This is a genomic window from Belliella buryatensis (genome assembly GCF_900188245.1).
Lineage (GTDB): Bacteria > Bacteroidota > Bacteroidia > Cytophagales > Cyclobacteriaceae > Belliella > Belliella buryatensis.
In genome coordinates this window covers 1-7,354 of sequence record NZ_FZOK01000017.1, presented here as the reverse complement: position 1 = coordinate 7,354, position 7,354 = coordinate 1, and the positions used below count along the sequence as shown (strand labels likewise).

5 protein-coding genes and 1 tRNA gene are annotated in these 7,354 nt (G+C 39.5%); 3 read left to right on the top strand and 3 right to left on the bottom strand.

Annotation, left to right across the window (positions count from 1 at the left end):
* Positions 1 to 111: 111 nt before the first annotated feature.
* Positions 112 to 185 (bottom strand) — tRNA-Ile (locus CHB66_RS15415).
* Positions 186 to 402: 217 nt separating this feature from the next.
* Here CHB66_RS15415 and CHB66_RS15410 point away from each other — a divergent pair.
* The 3 genes from CHB66_RS15410 (at position 403) to kdsB (ending at position 3,331) form a co-directional block, all read left to right on the top strand.
* Entirely contained in the window at positions 403 to 1,035 is a 633-nt protein-coding gene (locus CHB66_RS15410) for an HAD family hydrolase (RefSeq protein WP_089242314.1), read from the top strand.
* Positions 1,025 to 2,143 (top strand): site-2 protease family protein, encoded by a 1,119-nt coding sequence (locus CHB66_RS15405; RefSeq protein ID WP_089242313.1) that lies wholly within the window; start codon positions 1,025 to 1,027, stop codon positions 2,141 to 2,143. Before CHB66_RS15410 ends, CHB66_RS15405 begins: the two co-directional genes overlap by 11 nt.
* A gap of 450 nt (positions 2,144 to 2,593) precedes the next feature.
* Positions 2,594 to 3,331 carry a 3-deoxy-manno-octulosonate cytidylyltransferase gene (kdsB, locus tag CHB66_RS15400; protein ID WP_089242312.1) on the top strand — a complete coding sequence of 246 codons (738 nt, stop codon included), beginning with the start codon at positions 2,594 to 2,596 and terminating at the stop codon, positions 3,329 to 3,331.
* 442 nt (positions 3,332 to 3,773) lie between these two features.
* Here kdsB and CHB66_RS15395 read toward each other — a convergent pair whose 3' ends face one another.
* Together CHB66_RS15395 and CHB66_RS15390 are read right to left on the bottom strand one after the other, a co-directional pair.
* The gene (locus CHB66_RS15395) at positions 3,774 to 6,230 is read right to left on the bottom strand and encodes a GumC family protein (RefSeq protein ID WP_089242311.1); all 2,457 of its coding nucleotides are present in this window, start codon (positions 6,228 to 6,230) and stop codon (positions 3,774 to 3,776) included.
* Positions 6,230 to 7,042, bottom strand: a complete 813-nt coding sequence (locus tag CHB66_RS15390; protein ID WP_089242310.1) for a polysaccharide biosynthesis/export family protein — start codon at positions 7,040 to 7,042, stop codon at positions 6,230 to 6,232. The genes CHB66_RS15395 and CHB66_RS15390 overlap by 1 nt, the downstream gene beginning before the upstream one ends.
* Positions 7,043 to 7,354: the final 312 nt, after the last annotated feature.

Below are 7,354 nucleotides of genomic sequence, written 5' to 3'. Positions count from 1 at the left end.
CAAAGTGGTGAGACCTATATAAAACCTTTCAAGCTTCTCAGAATATAGTATATAGACAAAGGTCTTCATGACTATAAAAATAGAAAAAGCCGAGGAAAAATCCTCGGCTTGTGGGCCCAGCTGGGCTCGAACCAGCGACCTCCTGATTATGAGTCAGAAGCTCTAACCAACTGAGCTATAGGCCCATTATTTTTATTATCATCTTAGACCTCCTGCCCCGATGCTTCGGGGGAGTCAGAAGCTCTATCAAGAAAATTAGAGTCCCTACAGATCGTATATTTCATGTTTCCTTTTAGCTTTTTAAAAGGAATGTCCTTTTTTCAATCAATTCAAACTTGAATCACCTTGCAAATCGGAGTGCAATGTTACATATTTGAACTTAAATTTACAACTTGGTTCTGCATGAAAAACCTTAAAAATATAGATTTTTTACTCTTTGATTTGGGGAATGTGATTATCAATATTGATTACTCCTTTACTATCAATGAATTAAAAAATAGGCTTCCGAAAGATAAGCATGGATTGACCGAAACATTTTACCCTGCAAAATTTCATAAAGACTATGAAAAAGGACTTATCGATACTTCCGAATTTAGAAGTGAAGTTAGAAATCATTTTGAGGTAGATTGGTCAGACCTTGAAATCGATTTCCTTTGGAATAGTCTATTGAAGGATATACCCTCTGAACGGATTAATTTGATTCAGAATTTAAGCGGAAGATTTCAGTTGGGTGTATTGAGTAATACCAATGAATTACACATTCAAGCACTAGATCAAATTCTTGAAAGGGATTTCCAAATTCCTTCTTTGAACCCATTGTTCGATCATGTTTTTTATAGCCACGATCTCAAGCTTGCAAAACCTGATCCAGCTATCTATGAAAAGGTGGTTGAGCTGATTGGGGTAAGTCCTGAAAAGATTTTATTTTTTGATGACTTAAAAGAGAACCTTCTAGGCGCTGAGCAAGTTGGTTATCAAACATATCATATAGATCACCCAAAAGCTTTAATACACTTTTTTGAAGATGTACAGTAAAAAAGAATACCTACAACATAGCTTACTATTGATCCTCACGCTGATAGCAACCACGCTAGCTGGTGGAGAATGGCTATTTGGTAGGAGCATTCTAGGAAAAGATGAACAATTTCTCACATGGGAGTACTTTCTCAAGTCTTTGCATTTTTCCATTCCATTTATCGGAATTCTTTTTGTGCATGAAATGGGGCATTTACTGACCTCTATTCATTACAAAGTCAAATCATCCTTGCCTTATTTCATCCCTGCTTGGCTGGGCTTTTTGGGATCACCTTCTATCGGCACTTTCGGTGCGGTAATCAGGTTAAAAAGCTTTATCAATAGTAGAAAGAAATACTTTGATATTGGGGTAGCGGGTCCTTTGGCTGGTTTTATTGTTGCCTCTGGAGTTTTGGTTTATGGTTTCACCAATTTACCTGATGCTGATTATATCTATGAAATTCACCCAGAATATCTAGATCCAGATTTTCAAGGACACAGTATGGAAGATGGGTATTTAAATATTGACATAGGTTATAATTTATTGTTCTATGCCATGGAAAAAACCCTAGCTGATCCAGAAAAGATGCCTGTGATGTCTGAAATCATTCATTACCCATATCTTTTTGCAGGGTATTTAGCGCTTTTCTTCACAGCATTAAATTTGCTACCTATTGGACAATTAGATGGGGGGCATGTAATTTTTGGTCTTTTTCCCAAACATCATCTTTATATCTCCATAGGTGCTTATATAGCATTCATTACCTATGCAGGCCTTGGTGTGATCAGCCCATATGAAGATATCAATACTTTGATGTGGTCTATACCTCTGTATATTGGCTTTCTATATATCTGCTTTCGGAGAGCGCCCATTACAACTCAAAGTAAATGGACCATTGTCCTCAGTATTGCCGCCTTTCAATACATTTTAGTAACCCTCTACCCTGGACTTCAAGGTTATTCTGGTTGGTTATTCTTTGCTCTACTTTTGGGTAGGTTTATGGGTTTGCAGCATCCAGAAGTTTCTGGTCTTAAGCCTTTGGACAATAACAGGAAAGTCATCGCTTGGATAGCCATATTGATATTCTTCCTTTGTTTCACTCCACAGCCTTTTCAGATTTCGGGCTAAATTTCAACATCTTTTTACTCCATTGAAGTTCAAGGGATATAGATTAGGAGCTAATTCCTAGTTGATTGTGTTAATGATGTTAAAAAGTTAAAAGTCTGAGAGTTGAAATAATAAGAGTTTTGCGAATAGAAAGACATGAAAGCGTAGCAGCAATCTATAGTAGAAGATATATAAGATGATTTTGTGGGGTAATTTGGGGTGCAGTTATAAAATTAGGTTTTTGAAAGGAGAGTTCACGCAACGAGCGCGACGAGAGACGCAACGAGGCGCAGCGAAAAGATATTAGCTATTTGTATTGGTTGATTGAGGGATTGGGGTTGAAAGGTTGGAAGGTTGGAGTGGCTAATCGAGTAGAAGGATTTTAAGGGTTAGATATAATTTAGGCTTGAGGAGAAGAATGGGTAATTTGTCTATTTTTGTTTATTAATTCTATGATTTAAATAATTGAATATGAATGTGAGTGCTTTGATTCCAGCACGGTATGCCTCGACTAGGTTTCCTTCTAAGCTTGTTCAGGCTCTGGGGGGCTATTCAGTAATTCAGCGGACTTATCAATCTACTTTAGCTTCGGGGCTTTTTGATCAGGTGATTGTAGTAACTGATCATCAGGATATTGCTGATCAAATATTAGCCATTGATGGTCAGGTGATTTTTAGTCAGAAAGCGCATGAAAGTGGATCGGATAGGATTGCTGAAGCAGCTCATGAGATTGATACGGATATTATTGTGAATGTACAGGGGGATGAACCTTTTCAGGATAAGTCTTCTCTATCCGCTTTGATAGCTGCATTTAATGACCCCCATGTTGATGTGGCATCGATGATGTTTGAAATTGATGAAAAAGAGGCAGGGAATCCTAACGCGGTCAAGGTGGTCATAGATAAGATGTCAAATGCCCTTTATTTTAGTAGATCTCCCATTCCCTTCAATAGGGAAAAGCGGGATGGGTTGAAGTATTGGAAGCATATTGGGATTTATGCTTACAGGAAGGAGTTGCTTATGGCTTTCACTAGTTGGGAAAAGTCATTTTTAGAGGAAACTGAGATGTTGGAGCAGTTGCGCTTACTTGAGGCAGGTGTTAAGATAAAAATGGTTCCTACAAAACATCAGGCTATTGCTATAGATACTGCGGAGGATTTGGAGCAAGCGAGGGTGTTTTTGAAGAAGTCTAGACGTGACGGGGAATGATAGAGGATTTAGGTCAGTCTTGGGAGCTGGTAGTGGAAGCCACAAAAGTTTGAGGGATTGAAATTTTTATTTGAAGTCTAAAGACTTATGGGGAGTTTGAAAACTTCGTAGTATAAAGGTCCAAGTCAGGAGACTTGAACTATGTGTCCGTTAAGTGTTAAATCGTTAAGCGTGGTAGGTGAACACTCTGAAGGTATGTATAGGGGCTTGAAAATTAACAGGGGATCGTTGAAAAGTCTGAGGGTTGATCGGTAAGTAGACGAATGGGTAATTGATTAATTGTGTAGAAGGATTAGGGAGGGGGCGTTAAGTGTTAAATCGTTAAACGTAGGGAGATTGTAGCCCTGAGGGATCGGGGAGATTATAGATTGGTGATTAAAGGGATTAGGGATTGAGGCGTGTTTAAATTCAACCCTTTCAGGGTTGGGAATTGTTTTGTTTGTTAGACTCGGAACCAGGAGAGGAATTTATCTAGCCATTGGCTTGGGCGCTTGGGGTCGCTGTCGTCTTCGTAGTAATTGCCGGTGTACTTGCTTTTGCGCATGTAGGAATAGTTATAGCCGTAGCCATAGTTGTAGCCTCCAAAATCATAAATATCTCCACCTGCTTTGAGTCCGTTGAATACTGCATAGAAGTTTCTGATTTGATCATTTGCATAGAGGTCATTGATCATTAACAAATACTTTTTGTGGGTATAGTCTTGGCGAATGATGTAAAGATTGACATCTGAGAAGCGTAAGAGGTCCATGGTTTCTGATACCAAGCCTAGTGGTGGTGTATCCATTACGACCACTTCAAATTCATCATTCAAACTATCCAAAAAATCCTTCATTTTGTCTTTGAGCAGGAGTTCGGCGGGATTAGGTGGGACAGGGCCAGAAGGAACGATATACATGTTATCATACTTGGTAGGGATAATGATTTCTTCTCGAGTCGCTTTGTCTACCAAGTAACTTGAAAGTCCCACTTTATTTTTCACTCCTACATATTCTGAGATTTTTGGTCTTCTGAGATCAAGTCCTATGAGGACAGTTTTTTTACCACTGAGTGCCAGGGCAGCTGCTAGATTGAGGCTGATGAATGTTTTTCCTTCACCTGAGACGGAAGAAGTCACTAGAATGCGTTTAGATTTCTTTTCTGAGGCTAGGTAGAACAAGGCAGACCTTAAAGACCTAAAGGATTCTGAAACCATTGATTTCGGGTGTTCTGCCACGATCATATTGGTCTCTTTGGTACTGAGTCCAATGGTACCTAGGAGGGGTATTCTGATTGAGTTTTTCAACTGAATCTGATCCATGATTCGGTTGTTGAGGTAATGGAAACCAAGCAAGAATGCGAGAGGTATAAAAAACCCTAATCCTACAGCCATTCCGTAGTTTTGGGATTTTTTAGGAAAGATGAGACTTCCTCTTCTGGCATAATCTACAATTGAATTGTCAGAAACATTGGATGCTTTGGCGATACCTGCTTCGGCTCTTTTTTCTAGCAGGTAATTATAGAGGTTTTCTCTAAGTCGGTATTCTCTGAATATATTGGTGTAATTGGATTCTGCTTGGGGAAGTTTGGAGAATTCGGCGGTATAATCTTGTAGTTTTTGGGATACTTGAGCTTTTCTATTCTCGGTATTAGAGACCAAATTATTGATGTTTTCGAAGATGTTTTCTCTGATTTTATCGATTTGGGAATCGATCTCAGTGACATTGGGGTGTCTTTCTTCTACAACTGTGAGCAGTTTTCTTCTATCTAGCGAGAGGGTGATCAGCTGGGCAATGAGTCCATTGAGGAAGGAGTCCCCAACCCCTACAAGTGAGGGAGCTACCACATCACTGTAATCTTTGCCTTTTTCTAGTAAGTATGCTTGTAGTGTTTTGTAGTACCCGAGTTCAAATTCTATGTTTTGGATGGTTTCTTCAAGGTTTTGGATATTACCTAATACCCCTCCGAATTCAGAATTGACATCGAGGAGTTTGTTTTCCACCTTGAAGTTGAGCATTCGACGTTCTACTTCTCTAAGGGAGTCTTCGACGATGTACATTTGTTCATCGATGAATTTGAGTGTATTTTCTGAGATTCTGTTTTTTTCTTTGAGGTCATAATCTAAGTATGAGTCCATCAGAGCATTGACATAGTCTCTGCCTTTTTCTACCACTGTAGAGACCATAGAAACTTGCAGTACGGTACCATAGCTATTGAGTGGTCTAACTGATATGGATCTTGCGTATTCATCGATGATGGTAGCGGGATTGTGGATCATGAAGGAGAGCTTCTCCCCTGCCTTCATGGGGCGGAGCTTCGTGACTTTGAACTTGGTTCTGGTGGTATAGATTTCTTCGTCAAAGCCATAGATTTTATCGAGTATATCTTCATCGAGTGGTCCATTAGCTTTGGCGGCAATAAGGTCGAAGAAGCTTTTTTCTTCTCGGGAAAGTCGAAATTGTTCTTCATTGATCATGGTGAGCATGATCATGCCTGTTTCCATTTGAGGGAAATCCCAGTCGACCTCTACTTTGATGGGGGATTTGTCGTAGAGTTCAATTTCTTTGATATTTGTAGCTGCAAAGTAGCTGACATCGAAATGCAGTTTTTTGAGTGCCTCGGCGGCGAGATTTTTTGAGGTAAATAGGAGGATGTCATTTTCTAGGTTATTGCCGCCAGAGAAGATATTTGATCTATCTAGTATGCGAACTTCTGGGGAGGCATTTCTTTTGATGAGGATGCTGCCCCTTACTTCGTATTCTTCGACAGTGTATCTATGGAATAGGAATACTATGATCAATCCTAGGAAAATGCAGACTGCATAGAGCGGCCAATACCTGAAATATTTGATCAGGTAGTATTTGATGTCAATGGGTTTGACATCTTCTTCAAATTTTGAAATATCTATTTTGCCATCAATCATTATAATCCTCCACTCAATAGGGCAAATAAAACTAAAACAGACGAGGAAATCGACAAGATCAATCCTAAAGATGAAGATAAATTATCTGCGGAGCCTACTTGTCTGATACGCATTGGTTCGAGGTAAAGGATATCGTTAGGTTGGATAAAGAAATAAGGGGAAGCTAGGAGTTGTCGGTCATTGAGGTTGATTTGGTGGATTTTTGTTCCTCCATCATAATGTCTGATGATGAAGAGTTTATTTTTTTTAGCTAGTATATTGCTTTCCCCTGACATGGCTAGTGCATCGAAGATGGTAGCTCTATTTTTCATGATTACTTTGGTGCCAGAGCTTCCGAATTCTCCTAGTGTAGTGAATCTTATTCCTCCGAGTCGTAATTTGACAAATACGGATTCTTTGAAGTAATCATCGATTGCAGTTTGTACTACTTCCTTAGCTTCATCTTCAGTCAGACCGGCGATTTTTATTTTCCCGAGTTTGGGTAATTCTACAAATCCTTGTTGGTCGATGGAGTAACCTGTAAAGTAGAAGATATCACCTCCACCACCACCCATGCCCATGCCACCACGCATGCCACGAGCTCCTTGAAATTCAAATGCTTTTGTCAATTCTTCATTAGAGGAGGCGAAGTCAATGTCTACGATATCAAAGGGTTGTAGGACATATCTGTATTCCATTTCTGCAAATGGAATGAGTTCATCAAGGCCAATGGGTTCATTACCTGGGAGGTTTTGCAGGTATGTCAGTCGCTTATTGGAAATGCAAGAAGAAGTGCATATAGCGAGTAGTAAAATATATGTTATTTGCCTCATAAAATGGATTCTTCATATACTTTTCAAATATAGTGAAAGTATGTTTATAAAAAAGGGCTCGCAAAGAACGGCTAAGGTGCGAAGTGCGGAAGGGGTAGGAAGTACGAAGTACGAAGTACAAAGTACCAAGTACTAAGTACAATCTGCCATGGCGGACAAGTCGAACTAAGTATAGGAGGAGAGTAGAAGGAGGAAAGGATAAAGGTTGAAGGAGGACTGTACTTCCCTAAATAACGTTGACCGTTTGGTTCAACATTCATTAAGTATTTTCATCGGGCAATCATGAGCCAGAGGTTCTTCTCTTGGGCAAAC